The sequence below is a fragment of the Pseudoalteromonas sp. SR44-8 genome (assembly GCF_014163635.1).
Lineage (GTDB): Bacteria > Pseudomonadota > Gammaproteobacteria > Enterobacterales > Alteromonadaceae > Pseudoalteromonas > Pseudoalteromonas rhizosphaerae.
Map to the genome: position 1 here is coordinate 1 of NZ_JACJDS010000094.1, position 652 is coordinate 652.

The following is a 652-nucleotide window of genomic DNA, read 5'->3' on the forward strand; positions in this document are numbered from 1 at the left end:
TCCTGTTTTGCAGCTTTTCTATATTATGAACTAAGCAATACAGTTGCCATTGGGCATTCACTTTCGTTTGACCGCGTAAGGTCAATTTATTCATGCCTTTGTTAACTGTAATATTCCCGAACACTGGCTCTATACAGCCAAGTCGTTTGCTGTACTGTCGTCGCCCGATTGGGCTGTCTATTTTGGCCTTCATTTTGTCGATATAGCTTAGCTTTTTACGCGATTCATCATTTTTAAACTGTACTTGCCGCCCTGTTTTTATCGGTGGCTTTCGCATGCATTGCTGTTGCAGCGGGCATACTTTGCAATCTTTTAAGTAACCGCAGAATCGCGTGTATTTTTGGTTGTGGCTTTTTACATTGATACCACTTCGCCACATGTCATTGCCTGCGGGACAGCGGCAGGTTTGTGTCGTCTCATCATAATGGAAGTCGCCTGAGGTAAATAATCGTGGCTTGCCTTTACTACGTTTTAGTCGGCGCTTTTCTTGCTCTGTCTCATAGGTTTCACTTTCTTTAAACAGCGGGTTTCGTTTTCTAAATTGGTTATCCGCAATGTAAGTATCAAAGCCACTTTTCGCCATAAACTCAAGATTCACTTCGCTGTTAAACCCACTGTCTGCGGTAAACTTTATGGTGTGATTATCTGCTTC

The 652-nt window shown here is 42.6% G+C and carries 1 protein-coding gene; it reads right to left on the minus strand.

What is annotated here, in order from left to right; genetic code table 11:
- Positions 1-652: transposase (locus H5183_RS21470; protein WP_182732689.1), on the minus strand; the 652-nt coding region annotated here is incomplete at both ends.